The 22,182-nt window shown below is 35.0% G+C and carries 18 protein-coding genes and 2 pseudogenes; 3 read left to right on the top strand and 17 right to left on the bottom strand.

Annotation, left to right across the window (positions count from 1 at the left end; translation table 11 throughout):
- Positions 1–618, top strand: a pseudogene (locus G634_RS21405) (hypothetical protein); the annotation flags it as partial.
- A gap of 139 nt (positions 619–757) precedes the next feature.
- Here G634_RS21405 and G634_RS0109925 read toward each other — a convergent pair.
- From G634_RS0109925 to G634_RS0109970, 10 genes and pseudogenes are all read right to left on the bottom strand, one after another.
- A pseudogene (locus tag G634_RS0109925) lies at positions 758–988 on the bottom strand (DUF7737 domain-containing protein); the annotation flags it as partial.
- An 18-nt stretch (positions 989–1,006) separates the two neighbouring features.
- Complete coding sequence (locus G634_RS0109930; protein ID WP_026505165.1) at positions 1,007–5,806, bottom strand: DUF4132 domain-containing protein; 4,800 nt, start codon at positions 5,804–5,806, stop codon at positions 1,007–1,009.
- 25 nt (positions 5,807–5,831) lie between these two features.
- Positions 5,832–6,254 carry a hypothetical protein gene (locus tag G634_RS0109935; RefSeq protein ID WP_026505166.1) on the bottom strand — a complete coding sequence of 141 codons (423 nt, stop codon included), beginning with the start codon at positions 6,252–6,254 and terminating at the stop codon, positions 5,832–5,834.
- Positions 6,255–6,277: 23 nt separating this feature from the next.
- Positions 6,278–6,949 (bottom strand): DNA alkylation repair protein, encoded by a 672-nt coding sequence (locus tag G634_RS0109940; protein WP_026505167.1) that lies wholly within the window; start codon positions 6,947–6,949, stop codon positions 6,278–6,280.
- A gap of 10 nt (positions 6,950–6,959) precedes the next feature.
- Positions 6,960–8,210 (bottom strand): peptidase T, encoded by a 1,251-nt coding sequence (pepT, locus tag G634_RS0109945; RefSeq protein WP_051233816.1) that lies wholly within the window; start codon positions 8,208–8,210, stop codon positions 6,960–6,962.
- A complete protein-coding gene (locus G634_RS0109950) occupies positions 8,207–9,520 on the bottom strand; it encodes an aminopeptidase C (protein WP_026505169.1) in 1,314 nt (437 codons plus the stop codon). The genes pepT and G634_RS0109950 overlap by 4 nt, the downstream gene beginning before the upstream one ends.
- A gap of 218 nt (positions 9,521–9,738) precedes the next feature.
- Positions 9,739–11,790: a methyl-accepting chemotaxis protein gene (locus G634_RS0109955; protein WP_026505170.1), complete on the bottom strand. Its 2,052-nt coding sequence runs from the start codon at positions 11,788–11,790 to the stop codon at positions 9,739–9,741.
- A gap of 195 nt (positions 11,791–11,985) precedes the next feature.
- Complete coding sequence (locus G634_RS0109960; protein WP_026505171.1) at positions 11,986–12,441, bottom strand: hypothetical protein; 456 nt, start codon at positions 12,439–12,441, stop codon at positions 11,986–11,988.
- A gap of 40 nt (positions 12,442–12,481) precedes the next feature.
- Complete coding sequence (locus G634_RS21585) at positions 12,482–13,387, bottom strand: permease prefix domain 1-containing protein (RefSeq protein ID WP_026505172.1); 906 nt, start codon at positions 13,385–13,387, stop codon at positions 12,482–12,484.
- Between the two features lies 1 nt (position 13,388).
- A complete protein-coding gene (locus tag G634_RS0109970) occupies positions 13,389–13,724 on the bottom strand; it encodes a PadR family transcriptional regulator (protein WP_026505173.1) in 336 nt (111 codons plus the stop codon).
- A 273-nt stretch (positions 13,725–13,997) separates the two neighbouring features.
- Between G634_RS0109970 and G634_RS0109975 the strand changes: the two genes are divergently transcribed.
- A complete protein-coding gene (locus G634_RS0109975; protein ID WP_026505174.1) occupies positions 13,998–15,776 on the top strand; it encodes a hypothetical protein in 1,779 nt (592 codons plus the stop codon).
- Between the two features lie 326 nt (positions 15,777–16,102).
- On the opposite strand, the gene G634_RS0109980 is transcribed toward G634_RS0109975, so the two are convergent.
- The 4 genes from G634_RS0109980 to G634_RS0110000 all read right to left on the bottom strand — a co-directional run bounded on the left by G634_RS0109980 (position 16,103) and on the right by G634_RS0110000 (position 17,504).
- Entirely contained in the window at positions 16,103–16,312 is a 210-nt protein-coding gene (locus tag G634_RS0109980) for a hypothetical protein (RefSeq protein ID WP_026505175.1), read from the bottom strand.
- Between the two features lie 171 nt (positions 16,313–16,483).
- Positions 16,484–16,969, bottom strand: coding sequence for a hypothetical protein (locus G634_RS0109990; protein ID WP_026505176.1), 486 nt, complete (start codon positions 16,967–16,969; stop codon positions 16,484–16,486).
- A complete protein-coding gene (locus G634_RS0109995) occupies positions 16,902–17,264 on the bottom strand; it encodes a hypothetical protein (RefSeq protein WP_026505177.1) in 363 nt (120 codons plus the stop codon). Before G634_RS0109995 ends, G634_RS0109990 begins: the two co-directional genes overlap by 68 nt.
- A 15-nt stretch (positions 17,265–17,279) precedes the next feature.
- On the bottom strand, positions 17,280–17,504 hold the full coding sequence (locus G634_RS0110000; RefSeq protein WP_026505178.1) for a zinc ribbon domain-containing protein: 225 nt from the start codon (positions 17,502–17,504) through the stop codon (positions 17,280–17,282).
- Between the two features lie 198 nt (positions 17,505–17,702).
- Here G634_RS0110000 and G634_RS0110005 point away from each other — a divergent pair, with 198 nt between their 5' ends.
- The gene (locus G634_RS0110005) at positions 17,703–19,061 is read left to right on the top strand and encodes an MFS transporter (protein WP_026505179.1); all 1,359 of its coding nucleotides are present in this window, start codon (positions 17,703–17,705) and stop codon (positions 19,059–19,061) included.
- Positions 19,062–19,162: 101 nt separating this feature from the next.
- On the opposite strand, the gene G634_RS0110010 is transcribed toward G634_RS0110005, so the two are convergent.
- From G634_RS0110010 to G634_RS0110020, 3 genes are all read right to left on the bottom strand, one after another.
- The gene (locus G634_RS0110010) at positions 19,163–20,092 is read right to left on the bottom strand and encodes a hypothetical protein (RefSeq protein ID WP_026505180.1); all 930 of its coding nucleotides are present in this window, start codon (positions 20,090–20,092) and stop codon (positions 19,163–19,165) included.
- A gap of 32 nt (positions 20,093–20,124) precedes the next feature.
- A complete protein-coding gene (locus G634_RS0110015) occupies positions 20,125–21,273 on the bottom strand; it encodes a GDSL-type esterase/lipase family protein (protein ID WP_051233817.1) in 1,149 nt (382 codons plus the stop codon).
- A 147-nt stretch (positions 21,274–21,420) separates the two neighbouring features.
- A complete protein-coding gene (locus G634_RS0110020) occupies positions 21,421–22,179 on the bottom strand; it encodes an SIMPL domain-containing protein (RefSeq protein ID WP_035799616.1) in 759 nt (252 codons plus the stop codon).
- Positions 22,180–22,182 lie beyond the last annotated feature (3 nt).

Here is a 22,182-nt window from a genome sequence, read left to right on the forward strand (position 1 = left end):
AGCATCAAAGATGATGATATTACCATTACTCTTGTTCGTGAAGGAATGCCTAGAGAGCTTGTAAAATGGTTCAAAAATAACAATTGCAATGTAACAGAGAAATATCCGGGCATTTATTATGTTACTGGAAAAAAGGCTCTTTTTTCAACTCAGCTTATTGTATCATCCAAGCTTAATACCAGTGAGCATCAATGGCTAAAGGCTTTAACTAGTAAGATGGAAGAAAATGTTGGTGAACGTCTTGTATTTTCTGCCGAATTACTATCCGAAAAAGATGATAAGGAAAATGCTGATTCTGTATTACAGCTGGCTTTAGCAGAGAATAAAGCTTTATTTGAGAAAATGAAGGAGGTACATGGTATGTGTGAGGCTCTTAAAGATTTAATGAAACCCGAATTAGAGGAAGCTAAAAATATCGCAAAAATTGAGGGCAGAGCTGAGGGCAGAGCTGAAGGCAGAGCTGAAGGTGAAGCCGAGGGCATTACTAAAGGTGTTAATGAATTATCTACAGCTTTAAAGCGTTTAAAGTCTGGTTCTTCTGTTCAGGCTCTTATAGATGAAGGATTCAATCCTGAGATTGTTAAAACTGCAAAAAATGTTTTAGATGATATCACCTAAATAATTCAAGGAGAATTTTTAAGAATCATTGTAGTATTATAACAACGATTCTTATTCTTCTATAAATGCATATAAATTAAGCCTGTGAACACGTTACATGAACGTTTTCACAGGCTTTTATTTTAGTATTATATTTGCATCAGCCCAGATACTTCAAAATCTCTGGATCTTTTATCTTCTGGTCATTTGCAAGAAGCAAAATCTTTGTCATAATCTCTGCTGTCTTAGGGTCATCATCTGCAAATGGAAGGAATATTCTTCCTCTATGCTGTGAATGAACAGGTACGATTGGAAGCATTCCCTTAGCCTTAACATGTACCACACCTGATCCCATATGAACTGAGTATTCTCCAAGCTTTCCTTCAATCTTTGAATGTCTGTCGAGAAATTATACATTAGACAGTGACTGCATACCTGTAAGTTCTTTTGCAATGGCAATACGCATTTCAACAGTAGAATGGCTACTTTCAGGGTCAACTCCGCCTACGTAGGAAGTTGATACCATAAGATCCAAATCTCTCATTGTTTCAGAGAAAAGAACTTCATCAATATCCTTCAAATCTATTGCTTTATCTGTTTTTCTAGAATAGAAGGAAACATATTCCAAGGTGGGTGATTCCACATCTGCAGGAGTAAAGAAATCCATATCTGCATAAAGAGTCACATACACGTCCTGAATATAATTAACCTTCTCGAGTCCCTGTTCATAGCTTGCAATCCATCCTCTGCTTCTAAGAACAGCGACAGCTTTATTAGCCTGAATTTGGAAGCCTGCATATCTTCTAGAGATATTCTTCTCGTTAAGCTCTTCTTGAGTAATTGGATAAACTTCTCTAAATACCTGCTTAAATGGCTGAACAATCTCATTCTCATATACGTAGTGCATATACAAAGACCAGCATTCTTCGTTTTTCAAATCGATAGCATGTGCAACATAAAAGACAGCTTCATTATCATTCATATCAATTGCATATTCATTTCCTTCGATGTCTTTTATGAAAATAGCATCATCTTTTGAAAAGATAAATCCAATCCTTCTGCTGCCCTTTGTATCTGCTATCCACACAAGGTTTTTAGCAAGAGAATATAGTACTTTAGAACGAGTTACGCACTTAATATCAGCAATTCCCAACTTTGTTCTATTAACCATGCACTGCTCAAAGGTTTCTTTGGCTCTTTGTTTCTGATCCTTCATTTCCTTGGCTTTTTCTTTCAGCATCAGAACATATTCATTCTTGGCAAGAGCTTTTGGAACTGACTTTTGAGATTTTCCATTCTTTTCAATACAAAGACTACAATTACCTTCATCATCTATTGATAAGTTGAAAAATACACCTTCAACTTCCTTTTTCTCTAAAAGAGATAATATTTCATCACTCTTTTTAGCTTCAAGGCGCCACATCATACGATTAATATCGAAAATCTTTGCAGTAAGTGCAAGGTTTTCAAGAGCTATATTAACCGCCAGTTTCTCGCTTTCTCTTCGCTGCGCTCCATAGTTCTTACTTCCCTTTTTGAACTCCATGATAAATTCATAACGTTTCAACAAAGTATCATCATCTGTTGGTTCAAAAGGAATAAGTGCATAGGTGCGAAGCTTTTCCTGGTTACGCTTATCCATAATCTCTTTTTCAAGTTCATCCGCATTAAGCTTTCCTCTTACCGCATCTGTATACATCTGAGAACGTCTGTGCGCATTTGAACCTGATGTTATATATTTCGCACTCTTATACAGCTCGTTAAATCTCTTTTCGCCAAGCTGATTCAAGACTTCTTCGAACCAGTCAATATCGAATACTCCATCATTAAACTTCTTCGGGCTTATTGGAGAATACAAGGCTACGATTCCCTCTTTTTCCTCATCAAAGCGTTCGCTAATATGAGCATGGAAGAACCATATTCCTTTCTTAAGTCCATCTATCTTCGTATAATCCTCGATTATATCAGCCCACTGAGGAGCATACATTGCCGCCTCAATAAGTCTTTTTGCAGTAATATCAGTATCTTTGATAAGCTCTCTTAACTTCTCTGCATTGTCACCATTTGCAGGATAACAGCGTTTCAAAAGAGAACTTAAAACACTATTCTTGGCAGTTTCACTTGAATAGAAATATCCTCTTGTAAAGTTTTCTTTTCCAAGACCGCAAAGAAGCATTACAAAATACCCTATTCCCTCAAAATATCGAATTTCGTGAATACATCTGGTAATAGATGTTTCTGCCTGTCCTCTTCTTGATTCTAACGTTATGGTATTTTTGATAAGCTTATCTATGAATTCATAGACTCCAGGATAGTACTCTGCAACCTTGCCAATTGACTTATTCTTTCTGTAAGTAAGATGACTTATGCATTTTAGTCCATCATCAAAAACATATTTATAAGCTGTATCCTCATCAATGATATTCAAAGATATAGCATAAAAATAATCTGACAGACTCATGTATGATCCGGCTTTTGAAATACCTTCAACGCTATATTCATTGTTAAACCAAAGTTTAAACTGCTGAGAATTTACATCTTTTCTATTAATCTCTTTTCTAAGATAAGAGAAAGGGTAAAGACTTAACCACGACTTATAGCGCTCTCCAAAATACTGCTTGGTCTCTTTGGAAATGTTCTCTCCTAGTCTTCCTACACCGATAATATCTATCAAAGAAAAATACAGCTTAAGATTCTTTTCCCATAACTGATTTTCATCAGCTAACAGTCTTCCCTGTTCTATTATCTGTATTATCTGACCTAGTCTTGCCTTATATCTAACCCTGTATTCTGAATCGTAATATGGGCAGTATTCATCCAGAAAAGCTTTTGCTTCATCTGTAACTGCTCCATATTCATATTCGCTTGACCTTGCAGCCTCTATAAGGTAACACAACATAGCCATCTTGAGAGGGTTAATAATATATGGTTTTAACACTTCATAAAACTCTTCATGAAAAGGAATATAGTTAAAATAGCACTTTCCTTCCCTATTATACTTAGATTTCGGGCCATACTCTGCTGGAATCTGGAGTTCTGCATAGTATCCTGCTGCATCGCCGAACAAAATAGTCCTTCTTGTTCCTGACCAGTCCTCATATTCGTACTCAAAATCTTTGTGACTTTCAATAATCTCGTCGATTTTATCCATTACAGTCAAAATCTCTGCTTTGGATAAAAAGATCCTTTTGAAACTTTTTTTAGGGAAAATCTCTATTTTTTCCCTTGACTTACAGATTTCTTCAAGATTATCTTCAACTTTCTTAATGTCGTAAAGTCCGTATCCGTTTTCAGGCGATATGACATTTGTCAAAGATTCACCATTATTTGAACCTTCCAATACGCTATTGCCACTTGTTCCTACATTAAGCTGATCAAATAAAACCTTTGTCTGAGTAGACAACTTCATATCAGAAAGCTTCTCGATATCCTCTTTAATCTCATTACAAATATTATCATCAGCAATTGCAAGTTCAAGTGCTGCCTGAATCTGATACTCTTCACCCTTTATAAGTGTTCTTGCAGCTTTCTTTCTAAGTCCCTGGTCAAGTTTCGTCAGATACTTCATTAGACTTACTTTAAGCCTGGAACTCTTAGACTTTAGAAGTTCGCAGATATGATCAATGTCACTATCAGTTGTATCACACCAGCTTAAAAGTTTGAGAACAGCTTCCTTGTTAGTAGAACTTCTATCACTTAAGGCTTCGTACAGATAATCTCTATGCTTTGCATTCCTCTCAGGATTAAGGAGATTGGCATAAATTGCACATCTTTCATCAACTCCTATGAAATCGCGAATCTCCCACAATTCATCTATCATTTTTTCATTCAAATCATAGGCTGCAATGGATATAAGCACTTTAAAAAGTTTCCCGTCCTTGTTGGACAAACTAATGCTATTCCAGTCGAAAATAGAATGCTCAAATGTCATAGTCTTTTTGCCGATACGGACAGCTATTGACTTAATTTTGGTAAAAAGAGCATATCTTTCCTCAAAGCTATTGGGATACATTCTGTCAATTCTAGGCTTTGCAAACTTATTTTCAGTTCTATTATATATAAATGCGTAGGATGCATCCGAATTGTGGTGAAGGCATGCAACTACATAAGCTAAAACTTCGTCATCAGTTTCATCAAGATTTGTTACAGCAATCTTGTGTTTATATGTCGCGCTTCCAACATTTAATGTAAAATAGTTTCCTATAAGTCTCTTATGCTTCTTCTCGTCATGAGTCATTCTAACAGCAAGATCTATTGACTTCTCGACATCATCACATCCTATAGACCATAGTGCAAAGAAGATTTCCATAGGATTGTCGCTATCCATACACTCAGCTCTTTTTACCGGATCAAGCAAACAGTTGCAGGCAATGTCTACAAGTTTTTTTATCTTACTAACATTTAGCTTGGACATATCTGAAGGTGCAATACCTGTCCATGTGAAAAAAGCTCTGATTGCAGATGAGAATCTAAACAAATCATTATCAACAGAAAACTTGAAGAAATCAACAAATGTTTCTCTGTCACCGCTATCAATGCTCTCCAAAACCGCTTGTCTTAAACCTTCCTGTGAACCTGCTGCAAGAAGCATCTTTTTTAGAAGGTCTTTGAGCTCTGCATTATTGGACTTAATAATACCAATGATAGCATCACGCTTCATCATTACGTTGTTATCGCCTAGGATCATTTCCCTAAGAACATCTATACAGTTAGTATTATTCTTGCTAATCTCAAGCGCAATAAAATCAGAGAAACTGCTTATATAAAAGTATGAGTTAACTTTAAGAAGTTCCTCTACCTGTAATCCATAGTATGGAAATTTGATATAGTCTACAATTGTGTCAAGAACTCTGGCTGTATAATAACCAAAATTACCAGATCTAAGACTTCTTCTAAGCATAGAAGAATTAAACTGACCTCTTGTTATAATATCACAAAGAATTTCAACATCCTTGCTACTATCCTTACCACATAACTTACTTATTGCTTCCACAAACTTCTTGCAAAAAAGCTCTTCTTTACAAGAAATCTCTTCAATGCTTTTGCCACAAGCATACTCGATTTCTTCGTTAAGAACATTGTAGACGTTATCACCATATTTATTCTTGCAATAGTTCCATAACGCTTTTTCGAGTCCATTTAAGAAAAAGAATCTTTTTTCATTCTTCATGAACTCTTCTTCATTAAAATTCACATTAATATCGCTCATTTTTCTCCCCCGATTAAAAACTTTTTTAATATAACATAGAACCGGATAAAAAGATAAGCCTTATAAAGGTAAATTCATCTCCTTCTGACAGTTCAATCTTATCATCTAATTCTGTTAATTCTGTATCGCCTCTGAATACTTTGACCATTCCATCCTTGAAACACTGTATTGCATTTTCCTTTGCCTTATTACTATCGACTTTTTGAGGATTTAGAATTCCTCCAAAATCAACCTTACCTGTTCTTGCCTTTTCTTCAATCTGCATATTGGTAAGTAGTTCGATATTCTCAGCATTGCCAGTTTTTTTATTATATCTTTCAACCTCTTTTTCTACAAAAAACTCTATAAGAGTCTTAAGTGTATAAATAGATTCAGACGTTTCGTAAGGGACTTTTTCAAGCTTACTACGTCTACTGAAAGATTTTTTTACTCGTGCATATATTTGCATAATCTTCCCCGTTTTTTATAACTTTATAATAAACTTTTCAGATACATTTTGTGCTCATCACTAACTCTATAGCTTTCACATGCCTTATGAATAGTCTTTTTATGAACCCAGTCATCAAGCCTTCTATCTTCCAGATACTCGATACTTGCGCCGTACTGTTTGGCAAGTGCTGTAGCAAAATACCAGGCTACCATCATCTTAAGATAATAGTCATCTCCTTTTTTAGAGGCTACTAATTCCAGGTATTCTTTCTTGAAATCTTCATCTAGAAATTCATTCATAAGCATGCGCATACCAAATCTTGAAGTATACACATGATCTGATTCAATCCATTTGGTTATGTAGGGAAGCAGCTTTGCATGATTCTTCTTAAATATCTTAGGACTTGACTGATCCGATACAGGCCAGCAGTCTACATAAGGCAAAAAACTTTCTACAGCTTCCACGCATTCATCGAAATCTTTAATCATGGCGATTACGAAAAAATGTATCAGGTTTTCCTCATAATATGTGTGAGGAACAGAACTTAAAAAGGCGTCTTTATAATCACTTTTAAAGACCTCCTTTGCAAGACTTCTTAGCTGCGGAGTTCTGACACCTATTATTATTTCTGAAGCTATATTTGGAACAAGTTTTGATTGAAAAATCTGATATTTTTCATCTTTTAATTGTATTAGTTTATCATACAAAGTCATACTTTCTCTCCTACAACTCCGAAAACGCCTCACAGATATTCAAGAGTATCTCCACATTCTTCTCCATTGACTGAATAGGAACATACTCAAATCTTCCATGTGCATTTTCATAACCAGCTGAAAGATTCGGGCAAGGAAGTCCTCTGAATGAAAGTGCTGCACCGTCAGTTCCACCTCTAAATGGCTCACAAACCGGTTCTATACCCGCTTTTTTTATTGCGCTTTTCAAAATATCTGTCAAATATGGAACTTTTTCAATAACTTCTTTCATATTGCTATACTGATGATTTATTGAAAGTTCTACTCTATCTGCTCCATATTCTTCTTGAAGCTTTGTTGCACACTCTCTTAAGAAATCCTCTTTTTTTCGGAATTTATCCAAGTCAAAATCTCTAATTATCATTCGAACTGTAGCATGTTCGCAGTCACCCTCACAGGATATAACGTGATAGAAGCCTTCAGTTCCACTAGTAAACTGCGGTTTTTCATTCTTTGGAAGGCTTGCCATTACAAAAGATGCCATATCAACTGCATTAATCATAATGCCTTTGGCAGTGCCTGTATGGACGCTTCTACCTGTAAATTTGAAAGTTGCTTCTGAAGCATAAAATGTCTCATCTTCATACCATCCAAGATGATCTCCATCCAAAGTGTAAGCAACTTTAGCACCAAATCTATTAAGATCAAGGTCTCTTGCAAGTCCTCCAACTTCTTCATCCGGTGTAAATGCAAGGCATATTTCGCCATGCGATACATCTTTATGCGTTGTGTAATACTCTGCCATAGTCATTATGGCGGCAATTGAAGCCTTATCATCTCCGCCAAGAAGAGTTGTTCCATCTGTTAAAATAAGATCCTGTCCTACATACTGAGAGAGATTTGCATAATCTGATGCACGCATCACGATATCTTTTTCGGGATTAAGAACTATGTCGCCTCCATCATATTTTTCCACAACAAAAGGCTTTACATTCTCTGCACTTGCATCTGGAGCTGTATCCATATGAGCTACAAATCCTACTGCTGTTCCTGTACCATCTGTTATATTAGACGGAATTTTGCCATAGACAACGCACGCCTCTTCATCCATGTATACGTCAGACACATTTATTCTAATGAGCTCATCTCTAAGCATATATGCAAGATTTCGCTGTTTATCTGTAGTAGGCCAAGTTCCTTTATAGGGCTGTGACTGAGTATCAACCTTGGCGTAACGAATCATGCGCTCTTTAACCTTCTCGTAAATTTCAGAATTACTCATAACCAGTCACTCTCCCATGCATTGATTATTTCAGGTTCATTGGAAAGCAATGCTTTCTGATCATCTGTAAGATATTTTTTATTTACGATTACTTCATATACATATTCATTAAAATACTTTTCGCTGCATACAAAGTATCCTTTTCTTCCAGCAGATTCGCCCCAGCTATTCTCAATCTTCCATCTGTTTGGTTTGCCATCTTCATCAACATTTACACCTACAAAAATCATTGCATGTGTAGCAAAGCTGTCATGGTACTCAAGTCTTTTTTTCTTATCCATTGAGAAATCTATACCGCCAAACAGACCTTCAAAGTCAAGACTATCCTGATCCCATACTCCTTCATCTCTATCGCCATAAGCACCAGAATCGCATCCAAACCAAACCGGATCATTATCTTTTAACTGCTTAATAGTAAGCTCTTCAAGTTCTGCCTGGGTAAGGTTAAGGCATCTGACATTACTGTCAGCCATTGAACCGATATAATGGAATGCGTAGTAATAATCCATAGGAAGTCCTGATGTTGGATGATTTGTTACTGTAATATAATCATCCAGAACGCATCCAACATACTTTTCATAGAATTGTTTTCCTGTAAGGTTTTTATCAGAAAAAAATTCTCCATCTTTATCTCTGTAATCGAAATCGAAAGTCATTGGAGGTTCACCAAAAGCGATACATTCCATGCGATATACTTCCTGAAGCATCTTTTCCTTTATTGTAGTAACGTCAATTCCCTTTCCAATCATTTCACGAAGAATAGACGCATCTTTTCTCAAAAGGCTGATTAACAGCTTCATAAACTTTTCTGTATGAAGTGACTGATATGTCTCAGGCATTACGCTCTTTGGCACAACTCCATATTTCTTTACCAGATCAACTGCCATATCCCAATAACCACCATCATGGAATCCTGATAAAATATATTCCATCATGCGATCATTCATTGGCTTATCTGCATTTTCTATAACCATTTCCAACATGTTGTTAGCTTTTTCAAGCTTATCATAAAAGGCAAGATAATTTGCAGATAACTCGAACTTATCAAGATTGCACTTTTGGGCAACCTTCTCTCTCATGATGTTTAATGCAGCAAACATCCAGCATCTTCCACTATTCTGCTGCCATGTAATTCCTCTTGTCTTTAACTCTATACTAAAATCACCGTTAAGCTTTGCAGCTTTAGACGGAACAAAAGCAAGATCCTTTATCGGAGTCTTTGCAAGGGCAGCCTGCAAAGTACGACTGTGAAAATTCTTACTTTCATCATCTCTAAATTTATCCAATAATTCCTGCGTTAATGCCTGCATGTACAATTACCTCCATAATATAAACAATCACGCTTGTTTTTGAACGTGATTCCAAATTTATTAAAAAAATTGAATAACCTTTCAAAACTACCCTTACCATTATATTTTAGAGGTCTATATTTAGCAAGAATCACGCATAAAAAATCCCCTTTTGCTCAGTTTTCCTGGTAAAAGGGGATTCTAAATCATTTGTTTTTATGAATTTTTAAAAAATTCAATTATCTTCTAACTTTAAAGAATGTCATCTGCTCCTGGAGTTCTCCTGAAATTTTCTTAAGCTCTTCTGCTCCAGACTTCAAATCAGCGCTTTGATTCTGAGCCTGTTCAACCATCTGCTCGATTTCAATAGTATTTGAAAGCATCGTCTCAGTTCCTTCTGCCTGCTTATTCGTTACCTCTGCCATTCTACCTGCAATCTCATCAACATTCTTAGCATTTTGAAGCATAAGATTAATCTGATCGCTTGTAGCCTTGACCTGATCCACAGTCTTACTGTATGCCTCTGCTATAGTCTCTAAGATTTCTACGCCATTTGTTATGTCATCTGCACTTTTACGCGTTGCTTGACCTGTTTTTGCCATAAGATCCGAAATATTATTGATTAAATTTTCTATCATTCCAGCATTTTCATTACTTGTATCTGCAAGCTGTTTTATTTCTTCTGCTACAACAGCAAAACCTTTTCCGGCTTCACCTGCTCTGGCCGCTTCAATTGATGCATTAAGTGACAAGAGATTAGTCTGAGATGCTATATCTTTAATAACAGACGTTATAGAAGATATCTTTTCTGCCGAATTCTCAACATTTGTTACATGATTAACCAGTTGATCCATTGATTCCTGAGCGATATGCATTCGTTCAGTTACTTTGTTGAGATTTTCAGCGGTCTCCTCAGAACTTGTGCGTACAATTTCCATATGATTCTTGGCATTACTGCTAGATTCTGCTGTTTCATCCGCAATCTTTGAAAGATTCTCTGAATCAGATGAAAGGTTCTTGATAGAATCATTTATACTATGCATCTCCTGAGTCAGGCTATCAAGATAATTCTTTTCTGTAGTTGTAGAATCCTTCATTCCACTTGCAAGTTCATCAAATTCCCGCGAACGAGTATTAAGAATATCAGATGTATTGTTAACATCGGATATTATCGTATTCATCTTTCCAATATAATTATTTAAGTTGTTATTTATATCAGTTATCTCGTTTTCCGGTCCTTTATTACTCTGTTCAAAAACAACATCAAGATTACCTTTGGAAATCTCAGTAATATTTTCAGAAGCCTTCTCAAGCTTCTTCATGTTAGTACTTATTATTCTGATTACAAGAAGTGTAATTGAGAAGAATATGATTGTGGCTGCAATTCCTAACAACATCAAAACTCTCGACAAATCAATGTAAGCTAAATCATAGTCTTCATAAATCATCAAACACCATTCGGTATTGTTTATATTGTGAATGGTTATAACATATTTTCCCTTTACAGTATCTATAGTCTTATTCTTGACGTTTTCATCAAAATTATTGAACAAATCCAATAAAAAATCATCTTTTGCTTCATCTTTGGTAAGACCTGCATATTCCTCATTACTAGCAGCAATAATCATACCGCTCTTTTCATCTATAAGAACAAATGATGCATTAAGCGCTTCACTTTCCTTGGCTATCGTATCTCGAATAGTGGAAAACTTAAGATCTGCCGCTGTAATTCCAATGACCTTACCATCACTATCTTTAATATTTTTGGCACATGTAGCAGTATATTCCTTTACACCATCTTCTTCATAGTATGAACACTTGTCAAATGCCGGTTTATCACATGTAAGTCCAAACAAAAACCAATCTTCAGTCAAATAGTTCGGATAGGATTCTTTGCCTTCATAGGATATCGTTGTCCCTTCATCGTCTTTAAAGATGACATAAAAGCCATCACTTCCAGAAATAAGATTAGTATGAGTTTTACCCATATATTCAACAAGGCTTTCATCGTCTCCTAGATATCCGCCTCCAACCTGATCTGCAACACAATTTAAAATAGCAAGTGTTTCGTTACTCCAAACTTCTATTTTATTGCTGACACTAAGGCATTCGCTATTCATTCTGTTTACTATCTGCTTAGTATAGCTTCTCTTTATGTAAGTGAAAATCACAAAAAAGCTGATACCCACAATTAAAACCAAAAGAGGAATGACTTTAAAAAGAATTAACTTGGTCATTCCTACATAGTTTTCTCGTTTTTCTTTTTTTCTTTTCTTTTCATCTTTCGCCATATCAACCACCTATTATTTTTAGATTTTTACAACAAAAGCGAAAGTTGCTGTCTTCTAGCCTGTAGCTTCCAGCAAATAGCTATAAGACACAAAGACAGTACCTCATGTTTTTATACTGCCAAAAACATGTTGCTTTTTGAACGATACATAAAATTCTCTAGTTAGGTTATCGGCTGATAAGTAAAAAAAAGTTAATTAATAATCAGTCTTTTTTTTAGCCAAAAACATGGTCATGATGCCTAAAAGTATTGCTATTCCTGCACCTATCACAATTTTTATAAATAATGAAATTGCAGGATCATTTGCCTTTGCTATAAAAATGAAAAATAAAAATAAAGCAGCAGTCAAACTACCTATTACCACAAATGTTAGTCCATATGCATATACACTATCCCAAAAATCTGTTATACCGTGCTTCTTATAATAATTACGATAGAACTTTATTACATTAAGCAGATAAACTATACCAATAATTCCAGAAAAGCCCCCTGCAATAAAATAACATATTGCTCTAAAACTATTTGTTTTATATTCATTTACAGCAGAAAACATGAACCAAATTGCTATGCATAGAAAAAAGATCCACATAAGCATTGTGGTATCTTTTCCACGTCTGGAATTTCTATAGCTATTATCATCTAAGTCTGGCATCAAACTCATTGTCCTTTCTTTAGCATATTCTTTGATTTAGTCAGTTTTCTTTATTGCTCCCAGAATTTACAGCACCAAGCTTATTGTAAGCGCCTACTTTTGCATTAGATGTAATAATAAATAATACACCCACACCAACAAGAAGAAACATCGAAGCAGGTCCTACTCCTTCAGACATATATGGAAAAAAAGAACCAAACATAGAATCCATAATCGCCATAGGAACAATACTAATTATGCAACATGCCACTCCAATTGCCAGTGATATCTTTGAAAGTGGTCTATAATAATCTTTCTCTATCATGATATTCTCTTTAGTCTCATAATCTAGTTTGCAGTTTTCTTCTTTAAGAAATTTCCAATCCGACATGAAGGAATTAGACATAATAATAAGTCCTACACCTATGGCAACGCATAAAAACATTACTCCTACACCAACACCCTCGAACATATCCATACCTATAAGATTGTTCAATGCATCAAAAAGAATCGGTCCCGCAACAGATACAATGCAAAACATAACTCCAAAACCAAGCATTGTTCTATGTTTAGAATAGTCCATTACAAATCTCTCTGCATCTTCTCTATAGATAATTCTTTCATTACTATTCAAATCGATATTGTCATTTACTGTATACGCTGCAAATGACTTTGCACTTTCTTTAGACTTAGTTTTCTTAAACTCTTTTTCAGAAACCACTTCGCCCTCAACTTTTGAGACTGTAGTATAACAAGAGCTAAGTCCAAGTGTATCTGCAAGTTCATCAAGATTTCCAAATTCAGCAATAACAGTTCCTATTGCTTCATTAGTACACTTTCCATCCTGTATAAGTTCTTGATACTTATCTTCCATCATTGACCAAAGCTCTTCTTTTGCTCTTAACACTTCTCTAGTAGCTGGAAGATTTGCAAACATTGTTTCAAGGTAGTTTCTGATTGTCTCCATATTAATTATCCCCTCCGATAAAATTTTCAACAACTTCTTTAGTTAGTTTCCACTCTTCACATTTATCTTTGTAGTAGCTTTTTCCTAATTCTGTAATCCTGTAATACGTTCGTTTCTTGCCATTTTCAGCACTTTGATAATATGCCTCCACATAGCCGTTCTTCAGCATTCTGTTAAACGCCGAATAAAGTGTAGTTTCTTTGATGATATATTTGTCATTCGAAAGAACTCTGATTTTCTTTGATATTTCATAACCATACGATGGTTCACTCATCAGTATAAAAAGAATCATTGTATCGTTATAACCTCGAATGACATCGCTGCTTATTTCTACCATTATAGTTATCACCTTTCTTACACCCATGTCATACTATATCTGTCATACTATGTTAGTCGTAGTATCTTGGATAAGAAAAATATACCACGTCTGACGTAGTATGTCAATCATAGTATTATTTTTACACCACTTTGCTGTAAATTTCGTTATAATACGATCCAAGAGACAATCTAGTCATATAACTTTAGATGTGATAATATTTTTTAGTATTTAAAATTTAAATAGTTTCATCTTTCTATTTTTCCAATAACTAAAATTTGAGGGGGATTATATATGCATTACAAAAAAATTTTATCTTTTTTATCTATTGCCTTGCTGATAACAGGATGCAGTACTCCTGAGCAACTTGATTCAGAAAACTCAAGTTCTGGTCAAATAGTCAACTTTACTTCGAATAGCTCTTCATCCAAAGATGATTCGACAAATTCATCGAAACAAACAAATAACAGTCCAAACACAGGTAATTCAGCTTTATCTTCTTCACAAAATAGTCAAAGTCCAGCAAATGGTAGTAATGAAGATGAGGATAATTCTCCTTTTTCTAAAATTGAAACTACAGAACTTGAAAAATTCACTTCTATGTTCAACACTCCTGAATACAATGGTTTTCTTGCAAAATCATTTGACAAAGCTGAGAATATCGACTTTAGCCGTATTCTGCAAAATGGAGCCGGCATAGCGAATACTACCATTTCTGATAAAGAAAAAGAAGATTATATGGCTGCTGCCAAGGTTCACAAAATCTATGGATCGCTAATTGCTATAAAGAAAAGCAGCCTTCAACAATATATAAAAGAGCACACTAATGCTGATCTGCAAATTAATAAAAACTTTTTAGGTAAATCCTGGACATATGTCAAGAACAGTGACACCTATTATTATTCAAATTTCAGTGAACCCGAGAACAAATACACCTGTATGTCTGGCGAAAAATCCGGAAACACCTACAAGCTCCGTTTTAGAATCGACTCAGACAAGCATTTCGGAGAAAATGCCGACAGAATTATCACCCTTACCAAAGATGGTGATAAATACTACGTCAATTCCAATATGATACAGTGGGAAGACTTTTGTGATAAAAATCAGTCATTTGAAACAAATTTAGGTCAGAATGAGAAACCTTGCCAGATTTTCACCTATCAGGCTGATACAACTTCGCAAAAAAATGCTTCAATTGTTATAGTTCAAGATGGAAATAAAGTTCAGGATATAAACACTCTTGTTTCCAAAGGAAACGATTCTGAGTACTTGACCACAATAACCGGAATGTCGTTCTGCGACTATAATGCTGATGGAATTAAAGATTTTATTGTCATTGGAAAGTCTTCGTTTGGAGATAGTCTTGTTCTAGAGCAGTCTATATCTCCAGATTTTACTTACGAATTTCTTCCTGAAGCCTCAGAAAAAATAGTAGACAGCATAAAAGCCGAAAAGACTATATCTGCGGTAAAAGCTGTTTTACTTGGTGACAAGACTTCTTTTTACGATTACAAAGAGGCATATTCTCAGGTTATTAAGCTATCTGATATGTCCTCTAATGAAAATACAAAATTGCAATATAATCTAATATATATTGATAACGATGATATTCCTGAACTTGTAGTAGATGTAGTTGGCTATGGTATGAGTATCTATTCATACAAAAATAACCGTATTCAATGCCTTATGTACCAATGGGGATATGGAGCTGGAGGCAACTATGGTTATATGTATGCTCCCCAAAAAGGTGTATTATTCAATCACAATACAGATTATGCCGGAGCAATTCAGTATGATAGCTATATGACATGCCCTAATCAGGGAGAATTGTCTTGCGATTTCAGCGTTGAAAGTATCATGTTCAAAGATGCAGATGGCGATGGTGAACCATCTGAAGAAGAACTTAATAACAGTTCTGAGATAGAACTTTATAAAGAATACTTCTACAACTATACTGATAAAGAAATGACTGATGATGAAATAAAGAATCAAGTCAAAGAATATGAAAAACTGAAATTCGAAGAAATAAGCGGAACATTAAGCAGTAAGCAGGTACTTGAAAAGTTAAAATAAAATTATAAAAAATACTTCCTACTGTGATTTTAATCTCAGTAAGAAGTCATACTTATTTGTTTTATATAATCTGTTCTGATGTTTGTATATTTCGTCGCAGACACGCTTTCGCTTGATTATAAACGTAATGGTTCGTAATGCGCTAAAAAACAGCGCATAAGAACCAACGTTTATAAACAGTTCTGCTCATGAAATATTACAAGCCATCAGAACTCCTCTAATTAGTTCAAATAACAAAAAAGTATGACTTCTTGTCACTTATATTCAGAAACTCGCATTTACTGAGCTGCACTGACTGCAATACATCTATGTGTACCTTCCCTTTCTCATCTTACTGGTGGATGAAGATCCCACTCTGGAAAGCAATTTGCAAATCCCTCAAGATTCTGTGACAAAACAACTTTCTCCATTCTGGCTATGTCAGATTCATTCTCTCCAAACATAGCTTCCAAATCATCAAAATCCATATCTTCACTGGATTTAACATCTACATTGTCATCAAATAGAGTTTCATTAAACATTTTCTCTTCTGCCATTATTTTCTCCCTCTACGCTCCATAGGTATTAATCTGATACGCAAGAACCCAAATAAGAACTTAAGCAATAATTTCTTTGACAGGCTTTTGCTCAAACTCTACTACAACACTCTTTGCCTTTTGCCAATCATTAAGAGAATTTCTAATTACATCTTTTCCATCTGTAATCATCTAATCATACTTAAGGTTTACTGAAGTAACATTCTTTTGGATTCTGTTTTTCTCTGTCAGAATGCAATAAACAAAATATCCAATACCTACAAGCGGAACAAATCCAACAAGGCCGTGGCCAACAAAAAGACAGACTGCAAGAACCGCAAGTACAGCAGCACCTAATATATAAAGAATTCTCTTATTAGCCATAGCAGATTCAAGTTTCTGTGCTCTTATACCATTAGCATATGCATCTATATAAGCAAAACTACCTTCAGAGAAATCAGCTGCATCCTGCTTTGCAAAATAAATTGAAAGCCATTCATAACAAGTCTGAGTTCTGTTATTTCTACGACAAATAAGTGCCATAGTAATAGCAGTCTTCTCTTCATCTCTTGCACAAGCTTCCTTGATAGCTCTTTCTGCAAGATCTCTATCATTTGCAATCCACGCAGATACTGCAACAAGGCATGGTGCAAGCCAGTATTCTGGAGTTGAAATCATGACTAAAAAGATTCTCGAAATCTTTCACCATAAAAACAGCATTAACAATAAGACCTATAACAAGATAGCCAAATGATGCTACAACAGGAAGTGCTTTCACTTCGGTTGATGCTCTGTTTCTTTGCTTCAAACAAAGATATGAAACGATAATAGATAAAATAATAAAGATGCCAAATCCATAACCGCCCCAATAACACAATCCTGCATTCTTAAAATCTGCGAATATAAGTCCACAACTCAGCCATGCAAGTAAAGCTATCAAACATGTAAAAATCACTGAACTAATTTTATTCATAAACTAAAGTCTCCTTTATAGCTTCTGACCACATTCAAGGCAGAACTTTGCTCCTTCTACAACTTCTTTTCCACAACTCGGACAAACCTTTGCAAGCTTATGTCCACAGTACGGACAAAACTTTGCTCCTGGAAGAAGCTTATTACCGCACTCTGGACACAGATTCTCCTCTTCAAGCTTTGTTCCACACTCAAGACAGAACTTCGCACCTTCCGGATTACTATGACCAATAGAGAACATCCTCAATATCAGGAAGCAATCAAAAAACTGTTATTACAATAGTTATATTCGATATTTTGCACAAAATGAGCCTTTTATCTTTGTGAGTTCCGTTTCTTGTTTATCCCTTAAATTCAGTGTATCATCAATATATAGGAAACTATTTCTCTATATTTGGTTTCCTATAATTAAAGGTGTTCACTTTTGGAGGGTAGACATATGAAAAAACAACTCAAGCCTATTACTAACAAACTATTATGGATTTATGCATTGGGGCAGTTCGGATGGAGTCTTTTATCTGGTATTGTATCTAACTGGATGGTTTATTATTATACTGGAAGTCCTAATGAACAGAATCCTCTCAAGGGTATCTTTTCATCAGGTATAACACAAAATCCTATTCTTTTTAAACTTACTCTTTTTGGTCTGGTTTTGGCAGCAGGACGTATTTTTGATGCGATAACAGATCCGCTTATTGCTGGTTGGTCTGATGGATGTAATAACAAGAATGGAAGACGTATTCCATTTTTAAAATCTATGGCAATTCCTTTTTCTCTTTGCACAATAGGTCTTTTCACTATTCCGCAAACTAATGCTATTGCGATAAATGATACTGCACTTTTTATTCTTCTGATGGTCTTTTACCTGTTCATGACAATGTTCTGCACACCTTACAATGCACTCATTGCTGAGCTTGGAGATACGCAGCAGCATAGAATCAACGTTTCTACATACATTTCTTTTACTTTTATTCTAGGACAAAGTATTTCCTTTCTTTTGCCAAACGTAGCCGGTATGTTGCAGGATTCATTTGGCAAAGAAATGGCTATTAGAATGGCTGTAGCAATCATGTCTTTAATTGCATGTATTTCCATGCTGATTCCTGCGTTCTATATAAAAGAAAAAGACTATATTGATTCAAAGCCTTGTAAAACAAAGCCTTTCAAATCTTTGATAATGACTTTTTCCAATAGACAGTTTAGACGTTTTGTTTACAGTGATGTCATTTACTTCTTCGCTCTTACACTTTTCCAGACAGGTTTGGCATTTTATGAGACTAAGCTTATGAACATTCCTGATACAATGACATTCACCCTTACTGCTACTATGACTGGTATTAGTGTTTGCCTGTATCCTGTTGTAAATATTCTTGCAAAAAAACTTGGCAAAAAGAACCTTATTATTATTGGTTTCTTTTCATATTGCATCGTATTTGGTATTACAACATTTTGTGGTCAGGGAATAGTATGGGGATTTGCAGTAGCCATTACAGCTGCTATTCCTATGGCTATTCTTGGAATTCTTCCACAAGCCTGTGTAGCTGATATAGCAGAACTTACCAAACTTCAAACTGGTGAAGACAGAAGTGGTATGTTCTTTGCAGCACGAACTTTTGCTTTCAAAATGGGACAGGCTCTTGCAATGCTCATCTTTACATCAATCACTGTATCTGATACTGCAAGAAGCTATAGAATAACTGCACTTGTCGCACTTGTTACCTGCTTCATAGGAGCTGTTATATTCTTTTCTTATAATGAAAAGAAGGTATTAAGAGAAATTAATTCACTTCAAAAATAATTTTGGGCAAAAAAATCAGAACCAATTTAAGGTTCTGATTTTTTATGTGTTATGCTCGGATAGACCTTTTATTAAGTTTCAATGATAATAGTCATTATTTACTAATTTCCTTTTGTCTGTGGCAATGTCTTTTCTGTATAACTGTCATCATTTGTAAAAAATGTGCCATTTCCATTTAGATAGTAAAAATGTCCATCTTCTGTAAATATAATTTCATAAGATATACCCAAAGTCGGAACAATGCACTGCTTATAGTTTGCTTTAATTCCACTTATTAGTGTCACTTCTTTATCTTCTGCAAAACCGCCATTTTCTGTAGCATACTCAAATGTACTATCGTATTCATCAGCTGACAAGCATTGTTTTATCTTTTCCAATTGCTCTTTGGTAAAGCTTTTATCAAGCATTCCTTCATTAGTATAGACTGGATCACCTTTTGTATATTCTCCCAAAGGGCTAACATTCATTCCCATGCATCCCGCATTACCATTGGATGCAACAAACAATTCACCATTATCTATGAAAAAAGCTATATAGCCATACTGACTATTATCCATAACGCCTTCTTCTCTATAGATGGCTATATTATCAGCAACAAACATTGCATCACCTGTTGCATCTCCTGTATGGGAATAATAAGAAAAATCCCCACTAAAGTGAAATCCCTTAGAAGTTTGATCTGTTATTGTAATATCACCTATAATCGATGAATGTGTATTAGTTCTTTTCCAGTCTCCTGTAAAATCTTTCGCATTTGCAACTTCTTTAATTTCACTATATAATTTGTCATAGTCCACATCATACAGGCTGTTCATATCAAATGTACTTTTATTATTATCTAATTCTGTAGTCTCATTTTTTGTAGAACTTTTAAGATTGCTTTCATTAGTCGAATCTGAATTACTATTTGACGCATCATGTAACACTTCACCAGAAACACCGCTTCCACTACTTAAAACTCCATCCTGATTACAGCCTGTAAGAAGCACAGCAGCTACTAGTACTCCCCATATTTTCATCTTTCGTACCATATTTCTCCAACAATTCTAAATTTAAAAATCTATTATCTAGTAAGTATTTCATTTATCTTATTTATGATTATATCTGCAGATTTAACATGTGACTTAAATCCAGGATGACATCTAGAGCCAAATTCATCAGCCTCTGTCTTTGGAAGTGTCATATAAAATACTTTCTCATCATTTTTCATTGATTTATACTTTTCAACTGATGATTCGAGAATGGTCTGCATATGCTTCTCTAATGTATCCTGATTTTGAGCCAGCATTCCATAAACCCATATAAGTACAGCATTTTCATTTTTGCTTCTAATATGTGATAAGAAGTCTACAACACCTTTACTTATAGCATTAACATCTTCTTCTGGGATAAGTCCATTTTCATCAAGTTCATGAACATTATTAAAATTCATGGATTTTGCAGCAGCCCTATTTTCTTTCTGAAAAGCTCCAGCATCATTTGTTCCCAGGTTTATGATAATGACATCAGGAACATACAAATTAAAATCCCATTCATCGAAAGGATGATATTCATCAAGTTTGCCATTAGGTACAAGTCCGCAGATTTTATCATAATATGTGGGAATAATCTCATTTGGATTGCCATACCATGACCAGCAAAGTCCCCAACCGCTTTGGCTTATAATATTACAGTCAGCATTAAGCTTTGTAGAAACCATATTTGCATAATCAGTTATAAAATCAAAACAAGAGCTATTCCAATCCTGCTCTTTACAAACCCCCATGCAGCCTTCACCAGAAGTAATGCTATCTCCGATAAACTCTAACTTAAGCTTTTTATCAGCCACTTCTTCAAAACTTCCATCAAAAGATACATCTTTTATCAAAAGAAGTGTTGATGCATCTCCAGGCATTGCTGGAGTATCTCTTATAATGCGTATATTCCTACAAGGAGCATCCATTCCATTTTCAATCTCTGTACTATGCCAGATGGTTATTTCATGTTCACCCTTTTCAAGTGGCCTTTTCTGATATCTTACACCATCCACTACTACGTCAATCCATGGTTCGAATCTTTCAAAATCAGCCTCAATAGTCATTTTGAGACTGCTTCCTTTAAAGTTAAACTCTACTCCGGATCCATTCCAGAATAAAGGCAGTCCATTTGAGACCGCCAATGTTCTTCCATGAACTTTTTTTAATTCAATGTCATTTATACTCTTAGTAGTCATTTTCTTTTCATTACCCCTGATTAGAAATACTAGTTTTATATTGAATTTAAACTCTTATTTTTGTCACTCGACAATAATGGGTTTTCAACCGAAAGAATTTTATAAAACTGCTTGATGTTTTTTTTACACACCAAACAGTTTCAAAAATCACTTCAAATCATATTCAAGCTTTACTGTAATTGTAGCTGTTTTAAATCTTGATGTCTGATCAAATGCACCATCGTAGGAATAATCACTTGTTCCAGAATTCTGTGCTGTAATTTGGAATACGCCAAGACTTGACTTCTTTAATTTACCAATGTTAGCGTTTGTGTTTTTAGCAATAATATCAATTCTATCCTTGGCATTCTTAGAAGCTTTATCAATAAGATCGAGTTTAATAGACTCAAGATCAGAATAGTAATATTCTGGTGAATCAGATGTGAACTCAACTCCCTGATCAAGAAGTGAAGAAATATCTCTTGAAATTTTCTCAACTTTATCAAGATCTTTGGATGTAATAGTAACACTCTGGGAAAGCTTATATCCTGTAGGTGTACTCTTTACAAAGTTTCCATTTCCATCATACACATCATCAAATGTCTGACTTATATCAACAGAATTAAATACTACTTCTTCGTCAGTAAGACCATTTTCCTTCAGATATTTTTTTACAAGATCTGCATCAGATTTTATTTTTTTGTAGGCTTCCTTAGAAGTAAAGTCTGTTGCTATAAATGAGCCTCTCCATATGATAGTATCAGACTCAAAAGAAACACTTGCGCTTCCAGTTGCAGACATTGTATGCTCTCCGCCTGATCTGAAATGAGAAAGACCAAATGCTAAAAGCCCGCAGCTTCCCACAACGCACAATCCGATAATAAGCGCACTAAACCATCCACATCCTTTTCTCTCTTTTTGTTCCATAAC

The sequence above is a fragment of the Butyrivibrio sp. NC3005 genome (assembly GCF_000424545.1).
Taxonomy (GTDB): domain Bacteria; phylum Bacillota; class Clostridia; order Lachnospirales; family Lachnospiraceae; genus Butyrivibrio.

Coding starts and splice junctions, on each gene's coding strand:
- G634_RS0110010 (WP_026505180.1), bottom strand. CDS start 20,092: ATGGTACGAAAGATGAAAATATGGGGAGTACTAGTAGCTGCTGTGCTT.
- G634_RS0109980 (WP_026505175.1), bottom strand. CDS start 16,312: ATGGCAGAAGAGAAAATGTTTAATGAAACTCTATTTGATGACAATGTA.
- G634_RS0109960 (WP_026505171.1), bottom strand. CDS start 12,441: ATGCCAGACTTAGATGATAATAGCTATAGAAATTCCAGACGTGGAAAA.
- G634_RS0109995 (WP_026505177.1), bottom strand. CDS start 17,264: ATGAATAAAATTAGTTCAGTGATTTTTACATGTTTGATAGCTTTACTT.
- G634_RS0110000 (WP_026505178.1), bottom strand. CDS start 17,504: ATGTTCTCTATTGGTCATAGTAATCCGGAAGGTGCGAAGTTCTGTCTT.
- G634_RS0109990 (WP_026505176.1), bottom strand. CDS start 16,969: ATGATTTCAACTCCAGAATACTGGCTTGCACCATGCCTTGTTGCAGTA.
- G634_RS0109955 (WP_026505170.1), bottom strand. CDS start 11,790: ATGGCGAAAGATGAAAAGAAAAGAAAAAAAGAAAAACGAGAAAACTAT.
- pepT (WP_051233816.1), bottom strand. CDS start 8,210: ATGAGTAATTCTGAAATTTACGAGAAGGTTAAAGAGCGCATGATTCGT.
- G634_RS0109930 (WP_026505165.1), bottom strand. CDS start 5,806: ATGAGCGATATTAATGTGAATTTTAATGAAGAAGAGTTCATGAAGAAT.
- G634_RS0109975 (WP_026505174.1), top strand. CDS start 13,998: ATGCATTACAAAAAAATTTTATCTTTTTTATCTATTGCCTTGCTGATA.
- G634_RS0109940 (WP_026505167.1), bottom strand. CDS start 6,949: ATGACTTTGTATGATAAACTAATACAATTAAAAGATGAAAAATATCAG.
- G634_RS0110020 (WP_035799616.1), bottom strand. CDS start 22,179: ATGGAACAAAAAGAGAGAAAAGGATGTGGATGGTTTAGTGCGCTTATT.
- G634_RS0110015 (WP_051233817.1), bottom strand. CDS start 21,273: ATGACTACTAAGAGTATAAATGACATTGAATTAAAAAAAGTTCATGGA.
- G634_RS0109935 (WP_026505166.1), bottom strand. CDS start 6,254: ATGCAAATATATGCACGAGTAAAAAAATCTTTCAGTAGACGTAGTAAG.
- G634_RS0110005 (WP_026505179.1), top strand. CDS start 17,703: ATGAAAAAACAACTCAAGCCTATTACTAACAAACTATTATGGATTTAT.
- G634_RS21585 (WP_026505172.1), bottom strand. CDS start 13,387: ATGGAGACAATCAGAAACTACCTTGAAACAATGTTTGCAAATCTTCCA.
- G634_RS0109970 (WP_026505173.1), bottom strand. CDS start 13,724: ATGGTAGAAATAAGCAGCGATGTCATTCGAGGTTATAACGATACAATG.
- G634_RS0109950 (WP_026505169.1), bottom strand. CDS start 9,520: ATGCAGGCATTAACGCAGGAATTATTGGATAAATTTAGAGATGATGAA.